11 protein-coding genes and 1 pseudogene are annotated in these 20718 nt (G+C 62.9%); 4 read left to right on the top strand and 8 right to left on the bottom strand.

Annotation, left to right across the window (positions count from 1 at the left end; translation table 11 throughout):
* Nucleotides 1–2 precede the first annotated feature (2 nt).
* Together ACSQ3S_RS22310 and ACSQ3S_RS22315 are read left to right on the top strand one after the other, a co-directional pair.
* On the top strand, nt 3–1622 hold the full coding sequence (locus tag ACSQ3S_RS22310) for a family 43 glycosylhydrolase (protein ID WP_436143817.1): 1620 nt from the start codon (nt 3–5) through the stop codon (nt 1620–1622).
* Nucleotides 1623–2046: 424 nt separating this feature from the next.
* On the top strand, nt 2047–4254 hold the full coding sequence (locus ACSQ3S_RS22315) for a dockerin (RefSeq protein WP_436143818.1): 2208 nt from the start codon (nt 2047–2049) through the stop codon (nt 4252–4254).
* 25 nt (nt 4255–4279) lie between these two features.
* Here the strand turns inward: ACSQ3S_RS22315 and ACSQ3S_RS22320 are convergent.
* Nucleotides 4280–4396: pseudogene (locus ACSQ3S_RS22320) on the bottom strand (3-oxoadipate CoA-transferase); the annotation flags it as partial.
* Nucleotides 4397–4553: 157 nt separating this feature from the next.
* On the opposite strand from ACSQ3S_RS22320, the gene ACSQ3S_RS22325 reads away from it, so the two are divergent.
* Together ACSQ3S_RS22325 and ACSQ3S_RS22330 are read left to right on the top strand one after the other, a co-directional pair.
* Nucleotides 4554–5939, top strand: a complete 1386-nt coding sequence (locus tag ACSQ3S_RS22325) for a glycoside hydrolase family 43 protein (RefSeq protein ID WP_436143819.1) — start codon at nt 4554–4556, stop codon at nt 5937–5939.
* A gap of 53 nt (nt 5940–5992) precedes the next feature.
* Nucleotides 5993–7543 (top strand): alpha-L-fucosidase, encoded by a 1551-nt coding sequence (locus tag ACSQ3S_RS22330; protein ID WP_436143820.1) that lies wholly within the window; start codon nt 5993–5995, stop codon nt 7541–7543.
* Between the two features lie 64 nt (nt 7544–7607).
* Here the strand turns inward: ACSQ3S_RS22330 and ACSQ3S_RS22335 are convergent, their stop codons facing one another.
* The 7 genes from ACSQ3S_RS22335 to ACSQ3S_RS22365 all read right to left on the bottom strand — a co-directional run bounded on the left by ACSQ3S_RS22335 (nt 7608) and on the right by ACSQ3S_RS22365 (nt 20710).
* Entirely contained in the window at nt 7608–8561 is a 954-nt protein-coding gene (locus ACSQ3S_RS22335) for a PA14 domain-containing protein (protein ID WP_436143821.1), read from the bottom strand.
* 100 nt (nt 8562–8661) lie between these two features.
* The gene (locus ACSQ3S_RS22340) at nt 8662–9735 is read right to left on the bottom strand and encodes a non-reducing end alpha-L-arabinofuranosidase family hydrolase (RefSeq protein WP_436143822.1); all 1074 of its coding nucleotides are present in this window, start codon (nt 9733–9735) and stop codon (nt 8662–8664) included.
* A gap of 35 nt (nt 9736–9770) precedes the next feature.
* Nucleotides 9771–12170 carry a dockerin gene (locus tag ACSQ3S_RS22345; protein WP_436143823.1) on the bottom strand — a complete coding sequence of 800 codons (2400 nt, stop codon included), beginning with the start codon at nt 12168–12170 and terminating at the stop codon, nt 9771–9773.
* Nucleotides 12171–12469: 299 nt separating this feature from the next.
* Nucleotides 12470–14359 (bottom strand): beta-L-arabinofuranosidase domain-containing protein, encoded by a 1890-nt coding sequence (locus tag ACSQ3S_RS22350; RefSeq protein WP_436143824.1) that lies wholly within the window; start codon nt 14357–14359, stop codon nt 12470–12472.
* A 65-nt stretch (nt 14360–14424) separates the two neighbouring features.
* Nucleotides 14425–15903: a tryptophan halogenase family protein gene (locus tag ACSQ3S_RS22355; RefSeq protein WP_436143825.1), complete on the bottom strand. Its 1479-nt coding sequence runs from the start codon at nt 15901–15903 to the stop codon at nt 14425–14427.
* On the bottom strand, nt 15900–17405 hold the full coding sequence (locus ACSQ3S_RS22360; RefSeq protein WP_436143826.1) for a tryptophan halogenase family protein: 1506 nt from the start codon (nt 17403–17405) through the stop codon (nt 15900–15902). The genes ACSQ3S_RS22355 and ACSQ3S_RS22360 overlap by 4 nt, the downstream gene beginning before the upstream one ends.
* Before the next feature lie 152 nt (nt 17406–17557).
* A complete protein-coding gene (locus tag ACSQ3S_RS22365) occupies nt 17558–20710 on the bottom strand; it encodes a TonB-dependent receptor (protein ID WP_436143827.1) in 3153 nt (1050 codons plus the stop codon).
* Between the last annotated feature and the right edge of the window lie 8 nt (nt 20711–20718).

The raw sequence follows: 20718 nt of genomic DNA on the forward strand, positions 1-20718 counted from the left end.
GCATGAAAAAAACAACCCGCTCCGCTGTCGTTCTGTTGTCCGTGCTGGCTTTGCCCGGGACGTCATTCGCGCTCAACCCGGTTATTCAAACGATGTATACCGCCGATCCGGCCCCTATGGCCCATAGCGGCACGCTCTACCTGTTTTCCAGCCACGACCAAGATGTCGGTGAAAAAGGCAACTTCAACATGAAGAACTGGGTGCTTGCCACGACGACGGACATGGTGAACTGGACCCAGCATGGCGCGATCGCCTCGCTCCGGGATTTCCCCTGGGCCGCCAAGGAAGTCTCCGGCTGGGACGGCTTTGACAACGGCGCCTGGGCTCCCCAGGCAATCGAGCGAGATGGAAAATGGTATCTCTATGCGCCGGTGCAGGGCCGCGGCATAGGCGTGCTGGTGGCCGATAATCCGCTGGGACCATACAACGATCCGCTCAAAAAACCGCTGATCCCCGGCCTGTACGACAGCATCGATCCAACCGTCTACATCGACGACCAGGGCCAGGCCTATCTCGCCTGGGGCAACCCCAATCTGTGGTCGGTCAAGCTGAACAAGGACATGATTTCCTACGACACCAGCGTCGGGGAGAATGGCATCATTCGCCATCCGATGACCGTCAAGGCCTTGGGCGAGCGCATCCCTCCGGACCAACAAGGCGTGACGCCGCCGAAGCCCGCGCTGCGCGGCACATCGTACGAAGAGGGTCCCTGGCTCTATAAGCGCAAGAATCTCCATTACCTGTTTTTTGCCGCCGGCCCCATCCCTGAGCATCTCGCCTACTCCACCGGCCCCACAGCCGAAGGCCCGTGGACCTACGGCGGCGTCGTCATGGCCCCGCAAAGCGCCTTCACCAACCACCCGGGCGTGGTCGATTTCAAGGGCAAGACCTACCTCTTCTACCACAACGCCAACCTTCCGGGTGGCGACGGCTTCAAACGTTCAGTGTCCGTCGATGAGCTGAAGTTCAATCCGGATGGCTCGATCCCGACGGTGCAGCCGACCAAGGAAGGGCCGGCGCCGGTCGCTACCCTCGATCCCTACAAGCGCGTGGAAGCGGAGACCGTCGCCTGGTCTTCCGGCGTCAAAATCGAGCCCTGCAGCGCCGGCGGCCAGAATGTGCGCGACATCCACGACGGGGCCTACATCGAGGTGCGCAATGTCGATTTCGGCGCGATCGGCGCGCGCGCCTTCATGGCCAGCCTCTCGAGCACGGCCAAGCTGAAGCAGGCGACCGGGGCGAAGATCGAGATTCGTTTGGGCAAACTCGACGGCCCATTGATCGGCACGCTCCAGGTTTCGGGAACCGCCGGCCAATGGAAGCCGCAGTCTACCCGGATCTCCGGCGCTTCCGGCGTCCAGGATCTCTTCTTCGTGTTCCGCGGCGCGGCCGGCGAAGAACTGTTCAAGTTCGATTTCTGGCAATTCTCCCAGAACACCGACCCGTCTCAGCCGATTGCGACGGCAACCGACAGTCCCTACAAGGGTCGCGACGCGCTTGATGATCGCGGTATCGCCCAGGGCGGTCTCATCGATACCCCGGAAGGCAAATGGTATGCCTATCTTGTGAAGGACAACGGCGCATCACCAGCGCAAGTTCTGCACTTTGGCTATGCAGGGTAATCACGCCATCAGTTTACCCGCGCCCCAGCTTGGCCGCCGCAGAGCCGGATTTGTAACAAAGCCCCCCGGAAGTGGGATCACGGGGTAGCGCCAACCAGCTGCAACAATGGAAACGGGCACAGCTTGACCTCGCTGAAAATGATTCGGCGTTTTGGAGAAATTGGCAATTGCGAATAGCGCGGCCGTGCGCCCACAATGGCCCAGCGCACGCAGATGCCAACGCTGCGGGTTCAAAGGATTCCGCCGACAACGACCGCAAAGCACGTGGTCACGATAAGACTATTTATACATCTTTTTTCTGGAGGCAACCAGCATGAGAGTATTCAGTAACAGAATTGCCTTACTTATCATTGGCACTGCGGCGCTCATGGCAGCTTGCGGCGGCGGGTCTGACAGCAAACCTGGCACGGTCACCATGGCTACCATGAGCAAATCCAACGGGCTGGTGCCGCAGCAATCCAGTTGGACCAGCGTCAAGTGGGGCGGCGGCGGCTATGTCGACGGCCTGATCTATCATCCAACGTCGCCGAACGTCTTGTACGCCAGGACGGACGTCGGCGGCGCCTACCGCTGGAACCAGGCCACGTCGCAATGGGTGCCGATCACCGACGGCCTGGGTTTCGGGGGGGGGCCAGAAGGAGCCTTCCACTCGATCGAAAGCATCGCCCTCGATCCAACCAACGACCAGCTGGTCTACATGGTCGCGGGCGATAATAAGAAGAACGCTCGGCTGTACACTTCCAGCGACCGCGGCGACAGCTGGACGTGGGTCACCCTGCCGTTTATCGCCGGCGCCGATGCCGGCCGGGCGATCGGCGAGCGCCTCAGACTCGATCCGACCAATCCGTCGACGATGTTCTACGGTTCGCGCATGGCCGGCCTGTGGAAGAGCGCGGACTCCGGCCACACCTGGGCGCAGGTCACGGGCCTGTCTTCCTACACGACGACCAACGGCATGGTCGGCGTCGAGCAGATCATCTTCGACAATGGGAACGTGGGCGGCGGCCAGACGACATGGAACATGTGGGCCGCGATCGCGCCCGACTACGCCACTGCGGCGGGCCTGACCTCGACCTTCTACAGGTCCAGCAACGGCGGTTGGTCATGGACGCCGGTCGCGGTGCCGGACGCTGTCGCTGGGTATTACATCCCGCACTACGCGCGCGCAGCCGACGGCAATTACTACGTGGTGTTCAACAAGAACGCGGGCCCGGGCGGCGACGGCCCCGGCTACCTCTACAAGTATACCGGTATCAATGGCGGCGTCTGGACCCTGCTTAGTACCACCACCACGGGCGGCTACGGCGGCGTGTCGGTCTACGGCAGCGGCCCGACCACCCGCATCGCGCTGGCTGTGACCGCTACCTGGGGCGATTTCGTCGGCCAGAAGATCACCCAGTTGTCCGACGACGCTGGCAGCACCTGGCGCGAAATCGAGTCCCAAATGCCCCATGCGGCGAACAGCGCCGGGTACTGGGGCTGGAATGATGACATCGAGATCGATCCGAACAACCGCGACCACATCATGCACCTTGACGGCCCCGGCATCTGGGAGACCATGAATGCCTCGTCGGCGACACCGAGCTGGAACGTGAAGTTGAACAACATCGAGGAGACTGCCACGCTGGCGATCATCACCCCGCCAGCCGGTGCGACGTACAAGTTCATCAGCAGCGCGGGCGACATCGGCCCCTGGGTCCAGACAGACCTCGCGACGACGCCGACCAAAGGCCCCAACACCGGCTGGAGCAATGGCAATTCCGCCGACATGAGCTGGTCGGATCCGCAATATATTGCCCTCACCGGCGTCACGCACTGGAATCACACAGGATTCGGGTACTGGTCGGGCGACGGCGGCGCCACGTGGGCGAACTTCGCCACCCTGCCTCCCGGCGCCGCGGCCAATACGCACGAATCGTCGAATATCGCTGTCACCGCACGCAATAATGCGATCTGGGCGCCGCCCGATACCGTGCCGTCCTACACCACCAACAATGGCGCCAGCTGGACGGCGACGAATCTCCCCGCGCTGCCGGAGACTCCCGGCTTCCCGCGCGCATACCGGCTCGCGGCGGATCGCAAGAATCCGAACAAGGTCTATGCCTACGATTCGGGCGGTGCGGCATATGCCAATCCGGGCGGCAGGGTCTACGTCTCGACCGATGGCGGCCACAATTACACGCTGAGCCAGGGCTCGGTGTCGGCAAATATGCACGCCGATGCGTATTTCGTGACCGCGATGGTGGTCAACCCGAACGTCGAGGGGGACATCTGGGTGTCTGACGGCTATACCGTGTACCACTCGGTCGACTCGGGCGCCACCTGGACCAAGATCAACAATTTCGCGTCTCTTTACACCGGCACCAACTGGTGGCCCGACACGCAGGGTGCCAATGCCTTGACTCTGGGCAAGGCAGCCCCTGGCGCGCCGTACTCCGCCGCGGTCTACGTGTCGGGCGTAATCAATGGCCAGTGGGGCGTGTGGGTGTCCAATGATGCGGGCAGCACCTGGACCCGCTTTAACGACGATGTCCACCAGTTCGGCGGCGTAAGCAGGTTGGCCGGTGACTGGAACACCTACGGCCGGATCTACGCCGCCGGCGGGGGGCGCGGCGTGCTGTATTCCAACTAAGACTGCCTGATGGCGGGTGGACAAGGCTGTGCAGGAAGATCTCGCGTTCATGCGACAAATGCTTGGCCACCAAGGTCGGCAAGTCGATGCCGAGGTTGACGTAGGTGCCTTCGGGCACATCCTTGGCCACGCGGGCGGCCATCTGGACACGGATCAGACGTTTCGTCAGCGACTTCGGCCATGGCGGCGTCCGTGTGACAAATTGTGCTACTCGGCAACTCACATTTTATCAATCGCTTGCGGAATTTCCTGCCCTTCCTAATGTTAAATTTCTTTGTTTCAACTCGAAGGAGCGCATATTGTTTAAGGTAAAGATACACTGGGCCGGCCTCTTCGTCGCTGCATGTTGTTACGCCAGCCTTCCGGTGCTTGCCGACAATCCCATCGTCCAGACTAGCTTCACCGCCGATCCGGCACCGATGGTCCTTGGCGATACCGTGTACCTTTACGCCGGGCACGACGAGGACGACGCGAACGACTTCAACATGCGCGACTGGAGGCTGTATTCCTCGAAGGATATGGTGAACTGGACCGACCATGGCGTGGTCGCCAGCCTGTCAACCTTTCCGTGGGCGCGCCAGGATAACGGCGCCTGGGCCGCCCAGGTCGTCGAACGAAATGGGAAGTTCTATCTTTATGCGCCGGTGACCGACAACGCCTCCAACCAGAGCGCGATCGGGGTGGCCGTTGCGGATAGCCCGATGGGGCCATTCAAGGACGTCTTGGGACGCCCCCTGGTTGCCGGCCCCGGCTTCTTCGATCCCACCGTTCTGATCGACGATGACGGCCAGGCCTATCTTTACTGGGGCAATCCGGATCTCTGGCACGTCAAGCTGAACAGGGACATGCTGTCCTACTCGGGCGACGTCATCAAGAGCGCCAGGCCCGAGAAGTACCAGGAAGGCCCATGGGCCTACAAGCGCAATGGCCGCTACTATATGGCCTATGCCTCGACCTGCTGCTCGGAAGGCATCGGCTATGCCATGAGCGCCACGCCCGTCGGTCCCTGGCAATACAAGGGGCAGATCATGGACCCGAGCAGCCTATCGACCGGCAACCATCCAGGGATCATCGACTTCCGGGGTAAAAGCTATGTCTTTGGATTCAACTATCGCTTGAATTTTGCCGAAACACCGCTGCACCGCGAACGGCGCTCCATCACCGTGGCGGAGATCGAATTCCGCGCCGACGGCACGATCCCGACCCTGCCTTTCTGGAACACGACCGGGGTCAAGCAGGTTCAGCCGCTTGATCCATATGGCCGTGTCGAGGCCGAAACGATCGCTTGGACCTCGAGGATCCCGCGCGACCGCGACCGCCCGTTCGACTGGGCGACGGGGATCAAGACCGATCGCGACGACCAGACTGGGATGTATGTCTATCCGGCCGCGTCCGCGTCCTTCGTGAAAGTGGCCGGTGTCGATTTTGGAAAACGGCCGCCGAAGTCATTCAAGGCACGCGTCGCCAGCGCCGGCACGGGCGGGCGGATCGATGTGCGTGCGGGATCGCCAGGCGGGCCCCTGATCGCCACCATCGAGGTAGCGCAGACCGGCGGAGCAGGCGTCTGGCAGACGCAATCGGTGAAGGCCTCCGCCATCACCGGGCAGCACGACCTGTATTTCGTCTTCAATTCCGGCGGGCGCAACGTCCAGTTCAATGTCGACTATTGGAGCTTCGAGCAATGACGTATCGAAACTCGCTGGTACGCGCCCCCCGACAACAACCTGGAGACAATACGATGACAGTCAAAATCATTCGAGGTGGAGTATTCTCCTGCCTCCTGGCATGCTACCTGCCGGCAATCGGCAGCGAGGCATATGTGCCGCCGCTGCAGCCAGGCCCGTTCAACGCCGATGCCGCGTCGCTGCAACGTTTTCGTACACCGGACTGGTTCCGTGACGCCAAATTCGGCATCTGGTCCCACTGGGGGCCGCAAGCAGTGCCGCGCCAAGGCGACTGGTATGCGCGCAACATGTATGACGAAACGACATCGCAATATCGGCATCACCTGAGTAAATACGGCCATCCGTCCAAATCTGGTTATAAGGACATTATTCCGTTGTGGAAGGCCGAACGTTTCGATCCCGATGCGCTGATGGCGCTCTACGTAAAAGCCGGCGCGAAGTATTTCGTCAGCATGGGTGTACACCACGATAATTTCGATTTATGGAATTCCCGCTACCAAAGCTGGAACGCGGTCAACATGGGGCCTCGGCGCGACATCGTCGGGGCTTGGCAGCAGGCAGCGAAAAAGGCCGGCTTGCCGTTCGGCGTTTCCGAACATCTTGGCTATAGCTACGGCTGGTTTGCTACGAGCCACGGCGCCGACAAGACCGGGCCGATGGCTGGCGTGCCGTATGACGGCAACGATTCCGCGTATGAGGAACTCTACCATCCCAAACACAACGAGGCCATGTATACGACGCCGAACTTGTACGCGACCAATCCCGGCTGGCATGAGCAATGGTTCAAGCGCATCAGCGACTTGATCGACAATTATCATCCTGACTTGCTGTATTCCGATGGCGGCATACCGTTCGGCGTGGTGGGGCGCACGCTGGTGGCCAACTTCTACAACGGCAACATGGCCGCGCACGGGGGCAAGTTGACGGCGGTCTATACCCACAAGAACTTGGACAAATCCGGCGAATTCATCGCCGAGGCGGGTGTGCAGGATGTCGAACGCGGCGCCTTAAAAGGCATCAGTCCCCTGCCCTGGCAAACCGACACGTCCATCGGCGACTGGTTCTACAACGAAAACTCCGGCTACAAGTCGACCACGGAGATCATCCATACGCTGGCTGACGTCGTCAGCAAGAACGGTAACCTGCTGCTCAATGTGGTGCAGTACGCCGACGGCAGCCTGCCGCCCGAGCCTCGCAGGTTTCTGCAGGAGATGGCGGTCTGGATGGACGTGAACGGCGAAGCGATCTATGGCACCCGGCCATGGAAAGTATTTGGAGAGGGCCCGACGCAGCCGGCCGGCGGCCACTTTTCGGAAGGCGCGGCCTACACGCCGCAGGATATCCGCTTCACCGCCAAGGGCAACGTGGTCTACGCCATCACGCTCGGCGTGCCGGCCACACAGGTGAAAATCGCGTCGCTGGGCAAACAGGCAAGCTACGCCGGTGGTGCCATCCGCAGCGTGCATTTGCTGGGCAACAACGAGGAGTTGAAATGGACGCAGCGCGACGACGCACTGGTGGTTGTGCTGCCGGCAAGCCTTCCCACGGCGCACTCGTCCGCCTTGAAGATCGAGTTGGCGACCGTTCAAGAATCTGAGCGCTAACCGAGTTGAAATCCGAACTCAGCATGAAGTTGCGGATAGGCGACTTAAGCGCAGGAGTTGGCGCTCATTCCTTGGGCTGGATCGGCGCCAGCGTGCCGGCCGGCGGCCGCCCGATCAGGCTGCGCGGCACGTAGCTGTAATCGGCCGCGCCGGTTTTTTTCCACGCAAGCATCAATGCGAGATCCGGGCCTGGACCCTGGAAGTAGCGCACGCGGAAATTGTGCAAGCCCTTTTCCAGCTTTTGCCTGGTCGCCACGGGTGTTGGGGCGTGGATGCGATCGTTGTCGATCACGTTTTCATCGTCGATGCTGAGAATGGCACCATCGTCGGCCAACAGCATCAGTTCCCACGTGGCGGTTTCCGGAATATTGACGGTGAAGCGAATATCCAGCCCGAACCATTCGACCATCGAGCCCAAGCCGGGAAAGCCTTCGCGGAAGGAGCGCGGCGTGATATCGAGTTGGGTCAGGCAAACGCGCTTGATCGGCTTGCGCCGGCGCATGTCGGTCACCGATTGGGTGTCCCTGCTGAGGCGATATACGTCGGCGACCATATTCCGATCCGACGATTCGGCACATTCTTCGAACAGCTTGGGGGGCGCGCTGGCCACGACCTCCTTCGGGGGTGAGACCGGGACCGGGATCGGAACCGGAACCGGGGGCGGAGGCGCAGCCGGGGCTGGCGCCGACGCTGGCGTCCGGGCGGCGTCGGGCACCACGTCGAGTGCTGGCATCGGGGGCAGCGCAAGCGGGGGCGGCGGAGCGATGACGGGAGGGGCGAGATCGGCGGACGGAGGTTCGGAAATCTTTTTTTCCGGTACTTTCTCCTGGAACAGAGCCACATCGACGTTGCGCGGTGGTGGCACGGGACGATGCGCCCGCGACAGCAGAACGACGGTCAGCAAGGCCAGATGGATCAGCAACACGCCGCCCAGCGCATAGCGCCGGTTCGGGCGCCGCCGCGACGGCTGCCCTTCAGTTGCGAGCGGGGGCAAACTGGATTCCGGTGTCGAACGCATACGTTTCCAAATACAATATCAATTAATCAAAGTTTGCCGCCCTTGCGGCTCGCGTTGCCGGGCGGTCTTGCGCGCGGTGACCACGCGGGTGCCGGCTGGATCAGCGGCAGAGTGCGCTTACTGGATTCCCCCCCTTGGCCGTGATCACACCCAGGCGGTACGGAATCTTGATGTAGTCGTCCACATGCACTGCAGGGTCATTCCCCTGGAACAGGTATTCAAGCGGCCGACAAGGATCGATGGTCATCGTTTGATCGGGGTTGTACCGCACCATTTCACCGTGGGAAATCCCTTCCGACCAAATCTGTTCGACATTATCGCGAGTCGCGAACCCGTTCATTGGCGCGGAAGAGAATGGCTCCCATTTTCCGTCCAGGCCATCGCTCTTCCAAATCCGGAAGTAGCGTCCTTTAGGCGAAATTGCCTCCACCAGCGTAATGTAAGTATTCGTGTTGGCGATCTTGTAGGTACTGCTCGCCTCGAACACGTCTTCCTTTTTTTCGGTCATGACAGCGACCGTATTATGGAAGCCGTTCGGGAACTGGCCCAAATCGGTTTCGGACCGAAGCATACGTCCGTTATCGTCGGTATTGAACAGATAGCATTTTTTATCATCGCAGATCACGCAAAAATCCAGCCAGCCAGTGCCTTGCGGAGCCTTGACGATGTCGGGCACGACTGGAAAGAACGGCTTCGGCGCGCTCCAGGACGCCGGATCGCTGATATCTTTCGAGGTTGAGTACAGCGGATCGCCACCTTGATATACGAGATACCAGGTTTTCTGCGCAGCGAAATAAAATACTTGCGGCGCTGCGCGATAACCTGGCCCCATGGGGGACTTGTCAAGCGGGACTATTTTCGCGGCCGACGCGGCCGACCACTTGTCAAAGCTGGTGTACCCAAGCCCCCAGCCAGCAGATCCAGCCAATGTCATAAATACGTGATATTTGCCGTTCGTGTAAACAATCGAAGGATCCTTCACGCCGTAGATTGTCTGATTCGGAATTGGTTGAGGCGCAATAAGCGGCGGGCTCGAAGTCCAGTTAAACGCCAGCTTGGCAGGCGGCGCCGCAGGCGCGGTAGCGCTGTCGGCAATTGCGTTGTTCCCACCACAACCACATACTGCCAAGGCAGCCCACAGGACTCCCCCCATGCTGCATTTTTTTAGTTTCATTAATAGCTTCCTCTTTTGGGCGCATCAAAAATTAATCAGTTCCTGTAGAGCAGACCGCGGCCGGTGCCGGAGACGTAGATCCGTCCATAGGTGTTCCAGTCGGCCGCAATCGCGCCGATGCCGCCGAACTGGTGCGCGTCGTCGTTGACGCGGTTCCAGGTGGCGCCGCCATCGTCGGAACAGTACACGCCCCACACGCCGTTGATCACGCCCACGACGTAGACCGCGGCCGGGTACGAGGCGCCGGCGTTCGCTTTGCCCAGCGCGATGACGCTGGCTCCCTGCACTTGGGCCCATGGGTTGCCGATGAAGATAGACGCGAAGTTGCTGAGCTTGGCCCAGGTCGCGCCCGAATCGCTCGAGCGGTACACGGTGTTGCCGTCTGCCAGCCAGAGCTCGCCTTCGACGTTGGGGTTGACCGCCAGCGAGGTGTTCGTGAAATAGTTGGGGGTCAGCCCCGCGCTCGCCGAGCCCTGGCTTAACGTGAACGTGTGGCCGCCATCCGTCGAGACGTAGACCTTGCCCGGCGTTCCCCACCAATGGGCGCCGGAATCGTAGGCATAGACCTTGTTCGGGTTCTTGCGATCTGCAGCCAGGTGGTAGGCACGGGGGAAGATACTGTTGATCGCCGGCAGATTGGTCGGGACCCAGGTCGCGCCGTTGTCCGTGGTGTAGGACGGCACCGAGTAGCCGGGCGCCCAGACCACCTTGTCGCGCGCGGTGACCGCGATGCTCGCTTCCTGGCCCGTGTTGGTCGCGACGCCTGGCGGGTAGCTGGCAAACTTCGCCCAGGTCTTGCCGCCGTCGCCGGACCAGACGCCGTAGGCGGTATTGTTGCCGAGGACGACGCCGATGGTGGCCATGTATTGCGGGTCGGACCACGCCATGTCGGCGGCAAAGCCGTTGCTCCAACTGGTGCCCGGCGTCAAGGTCGGCTTCGTCGCGAGGTTGGTGTGCACCCAGGTGCCAACGTCGCCCGAACTGTTGATCACGGCGTACGCGGCGCCGGCCGGCGGCGTGGCGAGGCTCAGGACGGCAGTCTCCTCGATGCCGTCGTTCAATTCGCTCCAGCTCGGCGTGGGCGAGGAAGCGGTGCGCGTTTCCCAGACCCCGCCGCCGTGGCCGTACAGGATGTGATCCCGGTTGGCAGGATCGATCTCGACGTCGTCGGGCCATCCCCAGAAGGGCGCGTCGGCCGGCGTATGCGGCATGGTGGCCGCGATCTCGCGCCAGTTCCGGCCGGCGTCGTCCGACAGCCGGATGATTTGCTGGCCGCTGTAGTTGCCCCAGGTGTTGGTCACACCCAGCGCAATCCGCGTGGTCGAGCCGGTGCCGGAGACGGACACGCCGCCGTAGCCGGCGGAGTCGTTGCTATTAAGTAAGGTCCAGGTCGTGCCGTCGAACTTGTAGAAACGGGCGGGACCGGCGGCGCCGGGGCCGGACTCCTTGGTGAAGGCAACATAGAACATGCCGTCTGCGGCGCGCACCATGTGCGGAATGTGATAGCCGGAAATCGGGGTCGACACCGCGGTCCACGACGTGCCGCCGTTGGTCGACTTGTACAGGCTCGAACCCAGTCCCGCTGTTTGGGCGTAGTCCGGGGCGATGGCCGCGTAGATCGTCTGGGTGGCCGTTCCGCTGCCCTTGGTGCCGGTGTCGTAGATGACCGTCTCGACACCCATCGCGCTGCCCATGCCCAAGGCATTGACCTGATCCTGGGTCAACTTGGCGCTCGACAGCGAAGTGACCTGAGCCCAGGTCAGGCCCGAGTCGATACTCTTCCACAGGCCGGCCGCGCGCGAGCCGTAGAACAGCGTCGAAGGCTTGTTGGGGTCGACCATCAGGCGTTCGCCGATGGCCCGGCCGGGGTTGTTGCCCCCCATGGGGAAAGGCAGATCGACGTGGCTCCAGGTGCTGCCGCGGTCGCCGGATATGTACAGGCGGCCGTTGCCTTCGGACGTGTACATGCCGGCGGACATGTAGACGAGCCGGTCGTTGTTCGGATCGAGGGCGATGCTCTCGACGCCGTGATACTTGCTTTCGGCCGCGCCGAAGCCCGGGCCGTCGGTGATCGCGGTCCAGGACGAGCTGGCCTGGCTCCAGCGGTAGGCGCCGCCGACATCGGTTCTGGCGTACAAGACGTTGGCGGAAGTCGGATGGAAGATCAGGCCGGAGACGTAGCCGCCGCCGCCGAATTTCACGCTGTTCCAGGTGGCGCCCGCCGTGGGCGCGGGTGTCGGTGTCGGTGTCGGTGTCGGTGTCGGCGTCGGTGTCGGTGTCGGCGTCGGAGTTGGGGCGGGTGTTGCCGTCAGCCCGCCGGGTACCGCCTGCGAGCCGCCGCCCCCACCGCAACCGGCCAGCAGGACCATGGCTAGAAGTCCGGCCGAACGAAGTAGCCGGGTCTTGATCGCCGGAGATTGTGTCAGTGTACGCATTGCATCTCGCTATATGATGATAGAAGCGTGACCGGCCCGTGCTGGCCGCGCCATGGTTCTGAAAAAAAGCAGCCGCAGCTGCCCAAGTCTGCCTAGGTGCCAGTCGAGAAAAAAATGACTGCATTGTTCTGTGCTTGCCAAGTCGCCGGCGAGCGCCCGGATCCAGGGTGACGACCGGCGGCGCTGGCTGGGAAGATTGGTTCTGTATTCTGCGCACCCCTCGTGGGCGTCGCAACTCTCCAAATCACCAATGCATGGAATCTTTTTTCTTCGGCAGGCGATGCCAACCCACAGGAAGGCTAGGCAAGCCGCCAATACAGACTGTAGCGTTCGTGCGCGATCCGGTGGAACGGCACCAGTTCAAGTCCGGCGGACGACGGCGCAGCGGCCTGCCGGAACGATAGCGCCGGCCCCGGCTGGCGCCGGATCCGGGCCTCCAGGCCGTCGGCGCCCTGCGCCAGCACGGGCAGGTCGACGCTGCGATCGAGCACCTTACCGTAGGCCAGGTTGCTAGCGACAATGTCATCGCCCGGCCCCATGCCGAGGGTGCCCATGCGCGCCGCCAGCACCACCGGACCGAACATCACGGCGGCGACGTCGTCCGCACCGGGCAGAGGCTGCAGGTAAAGGTGCATTGGCAGGTCGACGTCAACCACGTCCCCCTGTTGCCAGACGCGCGCCAGTTCCAGGTAGCGCCCGGGCTCGGCGCTGTCGAGTACGCGCCGTCCGTTCACCCGTACGGTCGCGTGGCGACACCAGCCAGGGTGGCGCAGGCGCAGCGTGAAACACGTCGCATGCTCCACGTGCACCGTCAGTCTCGTCGCGGCCTGATCCGGGAACGACGTGGTCTGGCGCAGGCGCACGCGCTTGGCGCGCCAGTGCAGTTCAGACGCGATGAACATGTTCACGAGAAGCACGTCGCCATCGTGAAAGTAGATCGAATCAGCATGCTTGGCATGGCTCTCCATCCCGGTACCCGTGCAGCACCAGAACGAATGCTCGGGCGTGCAATACAGCTTGGGGTAGCCCGGCCTGGTGGCCTGGAAGTACGTGAGCATGCCCGTGTCGGGATCCTGCGAGCCGAGGATGCCATTGAACAGCGCCCGCTCGTGGTAGTCGGCGTGCGCGACGGAGGGCTCCGAGCTGAACAGTGCACGGGTCAGCCGCAGCATGTTGTAGGTGCCGCAGGTTTCCATGGTCTTCGCCGATGCGAGATGCTGGCGTGATTGCTCTGGCACGAAGAAGTGCTCGTCGTCGCCATGGCCGCCCGTGACGAACGAGCGGCGGTTGACGACGGTCGCCCAGAAGTACTGCGCGGCCCTGCGGTAGGGCGGTTCGCCTGTCGCATCGTGCAGGCGCATGTAGCCGATCACCTTGGGGATCGCCGTGTTGGCATGCTGCCCGTCCAGCGCGTCGCGGCCTTCGGCCAGTGGGGCCAGCAGCGCGCGGTGGCTGAACCGCTCGGCGAGGTCAAGGTAACGCCTGTTCTTCGTCATCAGGCACAGGTCGGCAAGGACCTCGCTCATGCCGCCGTGCTCCAGGTCGAGCATGCGCTGGAACCGGGCGTCATCGCAATCGCGGGCAACTTCATCGATCCAGTCGGCAAGCCGCATCAGCACCTGCAGAGCCTCCGTCTGCCGCGCGTGGAGATGGGCATCGCGCAGTCCGGCCATGATCTTGTGCACCGTGTACCACGGAACGCCAACCACCGGTCGCCCGGCGAGCGCGTTGCGCAGCTGGGCGTCACCGTCGGGAAAGGCGCATACGAGACCATGACCGGCGGCCTGCTGGCAAGCCTGCAGGCCGCGCACCACGTGATCCACGCGCGCGGTAAACGCCGTGTTGCCGGTGGCGCCGGCCATCATCGAACAGGCGCTTAAGTAGTGGCCCAGCGTGTGCCCGGGGCAGAGCTGTTCGGATTCCCAGCCACGGTAGGCGGCCGCCTTCGGCTCGAGGCCCGCGTTGATGCGGAAATTGTGCAGCAACCGCTCCGGGTTCAGCGACAGCAGGTAGCGGCCGTTCAGTTCCTGCGCCGCCTTGAAGTCGCCGGACAGAAGGCGCACGTCGGGCAGCGCGAAAGGGCGAACCGGCTGCGCAGGCGCCTGCGCGTCGGCGGCGCGCGCATAAGGCGATAGGGCGACGGCTGGTATCGCCACCCCCAAATGCTTCAGTAACTGTCGTCGTTTCAAAATCAATCCTGTCGTCGTTTTAAAAAATTATTTATTCAACGGCCGGCGCCCGCGCCGCAGGCAACTCAGCGTCCCAGCCTGCCGCGCAAGTAAGCGCCATGCGCGGGCATGGCCGCCACCGCCTCGGCGATGCGTTCGCGGCGCCAGCGCAATCCCCGCAGCGCCACGGCGCGCTCGACGTCGCCCAGCGTGGGGTCGGCGCGCTCGGGCCAGTGCCCCATGCCCGCGTAAATCGCCAGCCAGCTGGTCTGGTCGAAGCCCTCCTCGTCGTACTGGTGCAGCGTGCCCGACTGGCGCCATGCATGGATCTTGAAGGCCAGGGTCTCCGGCAGCTCCATGGACGCCATGGCGCGCCACAGCGCGCTGTCGCGGCGCGCGCTCAGGCAGTAGTGCAGGATGATGAAATCGCGCACGCGCGTGAACTGGCGCGCCATGGCACCGTTGAAGTTGGCCAGCACCGCCTCGGTGAGCGGCGCGCCAGCCAGCAGCAAGTCGATCAGGCGGCCCATGCCGCGCTGGACCAGGAAGATGCTGGTCGACTCGAGCGGCTCGATGAATCCGGACGACAAGCCCAGCGCGACCACGTTGTGCACCCATGCGCGCGCGCGATGGCCCGTCTGAAAGCGCAACAGGCGCGGTTCGGCCAGCGCCGGGTTGTCCAGCTGCCGCAGCAATTGTTCGCGCGCGCGCTCCTCGTCGATGTAGCGGCTGGCGAAGACGTAGCCGTTGCCGATGCGGTTTTGCAGCGGAATCCGCCAAGCCCACCCCGCTTCGAGCGCGGTGGCGCGCGTGTAGGGCGCCACCTCGGCCCCCATGCGTTCGCTCGGGCAGGCCCAGGCCCGGTCCACCGGCAGCCAGTGGCTGAAGTCGATGAAGGGCTCTTCCAGGGCGCGGCCCAGCAGCAGCGAGGCGAAGCCCGAGCAGTCGAGGTACAGGTCGCCGGCCACCACGCGCCCATCAGCCAGTGCGAGCCGGTCCACGCCGCCGTCGGCACGCCGCGCGACCTCGACGATCCGCCCTTCGGTGCGGCGCACGCCCCGTCGCAGCGCCAGCGTGCGCAGAAAGGCGGCGTACAGCGCGGCATCGAAGTGATACGCGTAGTTGTAGCGGTCTTCTTCGCGCGGGACCTCGAAGCGGCCCTGACGGGCCATCACACTCGACAGGCATTGTTCGTCCAGGCTGCCGAGGCCTGCCTCGCCCAACCGGCGGTGCTGGCCCCATACCGCGGCCGAGCCGCTCAGGTCGCCGAAATCGCCGAAGGTGTGGAAATACCTTTCACCGCGCGCGCGCCAGTCGCGAAACTCGATGCCCAGCTTGTAACTGCCGTTGGTGGCGCGCAGGAACTCGGCCTCGTCGATGCCGAGCAGGCGGTGGAAGTTGCGGATCGAGGGAAAGGTCGCCTCCCCTACCCCGACAATGCCGATTTCCTCCGATTCGACCAGTTCGACGGTGGTCCCCTTCAGGGCGGTGGCGAGCGCGGAGGCCGTCATCCATCCGGCCGTGCCGCCGCCGACCACCACGATGCGGTTGAATGGTGGCTTCATGGCGCCCCGCAATGCCGGGCAAGGTATTGGGCGTGCTCGGGCATCGCCTTGACCGCCTGCGTGATGATCTCGCGCCGGCTGGCGAAATGCGCCAGCAGCTGCTCGAACTGCATGGCGTCGATCAGCGGATCGTCCTGCTTGGGCACCACGCCTAACCCCATCAGGATCGAGAAATACGAGGACGCGGAAAACCCCTGCGGATCGTAGATGGTCACATGCCCCGTTTCGCGGAACAGCTCGATCTGGTGCTTCAGGGTGTCGGGAATCGGCATGTTGGCGCAGTAGCGCCAGAATTCCGAATCGGACCGTTCGGTGACCTTGTAGTGCAAGATGATGAAGTCGCGCACGAACTGGTAGCGTGCCGCGACCAGACGGTTGAACTCGTCGGCCAGCTCGGGACGGCAATCGCGATTGGGGAAATGCTGGACCAGCCAGCCGACCGCAGTTTCGATGATGTTGATGCTGGTCGACTCGAGCGGCTCGAGAAAGCCGCTGGACAAACCGATGGCGACGCAGTTCTTGATCCAGGACTTGCGGTGACGGCCGGTGGTGAAGCGCAGCTGGCGCGGCTCGCCGAGCGCTGCGCCGTCCAGGCCATCCTGCAGCACGCGACCCGCTTCCTCGTCCGTGGTGAAGGCGTCGCAGTACACATGGCCGTTGCCGGTGCGGTGCTGCAGCGGGATGCGCCAAGTCCAGCCGGCGCTCCTGGCGGTCGACGTCGTGTAGGGCGTAAGCTGCGCTGCCTTGGCGCATGGCACGGCCTGCGCGCTGTTACACGGCAGCATGGCGCTCCAGTCGTCGTAGCCGGCCTGGTACACGCCTTCGATCAACAGGCCGCGAAAACCGGAACAATCGACGAACAGGTCGCCTTCGACGCGGCGGCCGTCGCGCAGTTTGAGGGCGGTGATGAAGCCGCTCTCTGGGTGCTGTTCGACGCCGGCTATCATGCCTTCGATACGCTTGACGCCGCGGGCAATGGCGTAGTCGCGCAAATAGGCGGCATACAGTCCGGCGTCGAAATGGTAGGCGTAGTTGTACGCGTCGGTGATCGATGGCAGCTCGTCATGCTGCGGCATGAAGCGGTTGCTGCGCGCCATCATGGCCGCCATCGACCATTGCTCGTACGACGGCATATCCTTGAAGGTGCGCGACATGCGCAGCCAGTACATGTGGGCCGGACGATGCTCGATCGGGGGGCCAAAATCGCCGAAACCGTGGAAGAAGCGGTTGCCGACATGGCCCCAATCCTTGAACTCGATGCCGAGCTTGAACGTCGCCTGCGTCTTCCTGACGAAATCGGCTTCGTCCACGCCCAGGGCGAGATTGAAATAGCGGATGGTCGGCAGCGTCGCTTCGCCCACGCCGACGGTGCCGATCTCGGCCGACTCGACCAGCACTACCTCGCACGTCTTGGCCAGCTTGAGCGCCAGCGGCGCGGCGGTCATCCAGCCGGCGGTGCCGCCGCCGACGATGACGATTTTTCGGATTGCTTTGTCAGACATAGGTGTCCCTTTCCAATGGTGTGCGCCGCCGGCAAGAACCTGGACGGCGTCACACGAGTGTCCCCGTGCTGGACGCCCAGTCAAAAAGCCAGTCCGAACCGGGCTGGCTTTTTGACTGGGGCGGCCCCGCGCGCGGGACCGCCTTTTGCCGTTTAGTAGTTGAAGCGCAGCGCCAGGCGATAGCTGCGGCCAGGCTCGAACCAGGCACGGGTCATGTTGCCGATATGCTGCTGCTGGGTCTGCCTAACGACGTTATCCAGAAGGTTGCTCGCCGAGAAGCTGGCCTGGATATGGTCACTGAATCTATAGTCGAACCCGAAGTCCAGCTGTCCGGCCGCTTCCTGCCAGGTTGGCAAGCCCCAGCCCACGTCCTGCGGATAGACTGTCTTGCCGTCTACAACCGTTGCGCGGGTTGGATCGGCGCTGGTGCCGTCGTTGCCGGCCGTGCCATTGGTGCTCACTCCCTGCAGGAAACGACTGCGCCAGCTGTAGGCCAGACGCATCGACAGCGGCCCCTTGTCGTAATAGAACATCAGGTTATAGGCGTTGGGCGACAAATACTGCAAGGGCATGTCGGTGAACGGCAGGCCGTCGGTATCGCAGCCGTACATGCTCAAGGAAGTGTTGTTGAACGATCCGGCGGCCGGGCAGTACTTCAGAGCGAACGGTTGGTGCAGCTCCTGCTTGCTCTTGATGTAGGTGTAGTTCGCAGAGATGCCGAAGCCCTTGGCCCATTCCGGCAGCTTGCCCTCCAAGCCAGGCAGGTTGTTGAGGTAAGTCTGGCCAGCGAGCTCCAGCCCGGCCACCCGACCGTCCGATGCATTGGTCGGCGCCGTGATCAAGAAGCTTTGCGGGTTGCCGGCAATGTCATTGTAGTCGGCGACGTAGGCCGAGCGCATGATGATGTCGCGCACTTTCTTGTAGAAAAAGGCGCCCGTCAGCGACGTGCCGTTGCCCGGGTACCACTCGAGCGTCGCGTCAAAGCTGTTGGCCTTGGTTGGATTAAGATGGGAGTTACCCTTGTTGTCACCCTTGTAGTTGACGTTCAGTATGGAGCCGGGGGTGGAACCACTGACGACATCCTGATGCAGCTCGATGTACTCGTTCAAGTCGCCAAAGCTTGGCCGGTACATCGACTTCGCGAACGCGAAGCGTGCTTGCAGCTGGGGGGTAATTTCCATCTTCAGGTTAAGACTCGGCAGCACATCGATATAGCTGTGGTCGGCATCGATCGGCGCTTTGATCTGTGCAAACTGCGGCAAAGACGGCGTCGGGTTGCTGCCGTAGGTCGGCAGGAACACGGTGTAGCCGTGGGCCACCGTGTCGGTATGGACCACGCGCACACCGGCGCTGCCCTCGACCGGGAAGCGCAGGTCGTCGAACCCGAAGCGCAGCATCAGGTAGGCTGCCTGCGTCTTCTCCGACTGGCGGCTGGTCTTGGACGGATCATCGTCGTAGACCACCGGCTTAAAGTCATTGCCCTGCGTCGAGCAGTCATTATTGGTGCCGAAATGCGCGTTGCCGTCCTGGCATAGGCCTTTGAGGATCTGTGGAATCACATTGTAAGCGTTCGGATAGTCCCTGACCGCGGCCAGGGTCGGCACCACCAGGGCGCCCGGCGTGGGGACCTTGCCGTTGAAGAAGTTGGCGAAATTGTAGGTCGTGGTCGGTGTCAGGGCCGCGTACTTTGGATCTTTCAGGTAAGCGAAATTGGCCCAAGGCGCCCAGGTCGCCTCGTCTTTCACGGTGGGCAGCGTCCCTGGAATGGACGTCTGCCTGATAGCCCATGGTTGCGCGGCGCTGTACCACGTCGAGCCGTTCGCTTCGGTGTGGCTTGCCTTGCGACTGGTCAGGCGGACGCCGAAGCGCAGGTCACGCAACACCGGATCGTCGAACTTGAAGCGCGCATCGGTCTTCCATGCATACAGGTCGGCGTCCGCCTTGCTCTTGCCGGGCATGACGACTGACAAGAAGTAGTTCGCCGGATTGGCCAGGAACGCTTTCGTCGCGTCGTCGAAGGTGATCTGCCCGGGATTGGTGGCCAGGTTGACGTTCATGCTCGGCACGAAAGTGCCCAGGGTCATGTTCTCGCCATGGCCACTGTCGGTCGCATGGACCCACTGCAGGTCATTCTGGACCGACCAGCGCTCGTTGATGGTCCACTTGGCGTTCCAGGAGATATCCCGGGTCTGCGAGCGGTTCTCGTTAACGGCTTGGTTGGAATTGAACTCCAGGCCGCCCGCCGCGAAATTATTCGCGCCCAAGCCGCCGCTCGGATAGGTGTACGTGGCCGACTGCAGCACGCCCCTGCTGTCGAACACGGGGTTGACGAGCTTGGACTTGTAGGAGTTCTCCACCCCCGTGTACAGGGCGTTCTCGACGCCGGCCTGCTTATAGCCCGAGTGGAAATAGGTGAGCGACGACTCCATGCCCGCCTTCTTCCACTGCAGCGCGCCATAGATGCCGACGCGGTCGTTCTTGCTGGTATTGGTGCGCCACGATGCCGATTTGGGTACCCACACGGTTTTTCCCGCGACCACGTCGGTGCGCGGGAAGTAGGCGTCCACCTGGATCGTGTCGTTGTGGGTATTGGTCTCGTTGGCGGACAAGTCGAGCAGCGCGCCCCATAGTCCGAAGTCGTTTTCCCAGCGTTTCGACACCAGGCCGGAAATGTTGGGCGAGGTTTTCGAACCGAGCTGGTTGTAGTTGACGGAGGTCGCGGCCGAGAATTTATCGCCCTTGTAGTCGAACGGCAGCGCGGTGCGCAAGTCGACCTGGCCGCTGACGCCGCCTTCGATCAGTTCAGCCGGGGGATTCTTGTGCACGATCACCGCGGACATCAGCTCCGGCGGCACGTCACTCCAGCTCAATTCGCGTCCCGGCCAGCCGGCCGAGAACGATTCGCGGCCATTCAAGGTCGACGAACCCCAGGTCAGGCCACGCACCGAAATGCCTGAACCTTCGACCGAGAAATGTTCCGGGTCGCCGCGCGAGCGGTTGCGGTCCATCGTCACGCCGACGACGCGCTGCAGCACCTCGGTGATCGATTTGTCGGGCAGCTTGCCGGCCTCCTCGGCGACGACGCCGTCGATGACCTCCTCGGCATTCTGCTTGAGCTTGGCGGCCGACTGCATCGCCGCGCGCTGGCCGGTGATGACGACGGTCACGGCCTCCTCGTCCTTGGCGGCCGGCGCCGCAGGCGCCGTTTGCGCCTGGGCCGCGCCGCTGGTCAGTGCTGCGAGCTGCGCCGCCGCGAACGCCAGTGCGGTCATCCGCAAGGGTTTGCGCTTGATGATTGTTTCCATGTTCCTCA

This window comes from Duganella sp. LjRoot269 (genome assembly GCF_964254095.1).
GTDB classification, from domain to species: domain Bacteria; phylum Pseudomonadota; class Gammaproteobacteria; order Burkholderiales; family Burkholderiaceae_D; genus Rugamonas; species Rugamonas hordei.

Bases quoted from the DNA above. Each gene is read 5' to 3' on its own strand.
- ACSQ3S_RS22310 (WP_436143817.1), top strand. From the start codon at position 3: ATGAAAAAAACAACCCGCTCCGCTGTCGTTCTGTTGTCCGTGCTGGCT.
- ACSQ3S_RS22315 (WP_436143818.1), top strand. From the start codon at position 2,047: ATGAGCAAATCCAACGGGCTGGTGCCGCAGCAATCCAGTTGGACCAGC.
- ACSQ3S_RS22330 (WP_436143820.1), top strand. From the start codon at position 5,993: ATGACAGTCAAAATCATTCGAGGTGGAGTATTCTCCTGCCTCCTGGCA.
- ACSQ3S_RS22335 (WP_436143821.1), bottom strand. From the start codon at position 8,561: ATGCGTTCGACACCGGAATCCAGTTTGCCCCCGCTCGCAACTGAAGGG.
- ACSQ3S_RS22340 (WP_436143822.1), bottom strand. From the start codon at position 9,735: ATGAAACTAAAAAAATGCAGCATGGGGGGAGTCCTGTGGGCTGCCTTG.
- ACSQ3S_RS22345 (WP_436143823.1), bottom strand. From the start codon at position 12,170: ATGCGTACACTGACACAATCTCCGGCGATCAAGACCCGGCTACTTCGT.
- ACSQ3S_RS22355 (WP_436143825.1), bottom strand. From the start codon at position 15,903: ATGAAGCCACCATTCAACCGCATCGTGGTGGTCGGCGGCGGCACGGCC.
- ACSQ3S_RS22360 (WP_436143826.1), bottom strand. From the start codon at position 17,405: ATGTCTGACAAAGCAATCCGAAAAATCGTCATCGTCGGCGGCGGCACC.
- ACSQ3S_RS22365 (WP_436143827.1), bottom strand. From the start codon at position 20,710: ATGGAAACAATCATCAAGCGCAAACCCTTGCGGATGACCGCACTGGCG.